The organism is Pseudoalteromonas sp. MER144-MNA-CIBAN-0113, assembly GCF_040308965.1.
Taxonomy (GTDB): domain Bacteria; phylum Pseudomonadota; class Gammaproteobacteria; order Enterobacterales; family Alteromonadaceae; genus Pseudoalteromonas; species Pseudoalteromonas tetraodonis.
Window position 1 is genome coordinate 1 of the sequence record NZ_JBEOOG010000419.1, and the last position, 261, is coordinate 261.

Here is a 261-nt window from a genome sequence, read left to right on the forward strand (position 1 = left end):
ATTTAGAATCGATAAAATTTAAATAACTAGATAACTACTTTTGGCAATTTGAGCAAAAAATAGTACTGCGCTGCCCCAATCTAATTTCTTCCAATTCGTTTTCACACGTCATACATGGCTTGCCTTTGCGCCCATATACTAATAACTCTTGAGCAAAATACCCAGGCTTACCATCACTTTGTGCAAAGTCTTTAAGCGTTGTACCACCTTGCATAATGGCCGCAGCAAGCGTGTCTTTTATAATAGGGATAAGTGCTTGAT

Annotated in this window: 1 protein-coding gene; it reads right to left on the minus strand. The window is 37.9% G+C overall.

Annotated features, from left to right (window positions below):
* Positions 1-34: 34 nt before the first annotated feature.
* On the minus strand, positions 35-261 hold a 227-nt coding region (locus AAEY57_RS20310; protein ID WP_350608699.1), incomplete at its 5' end, for a zinc finger domain-containing protein.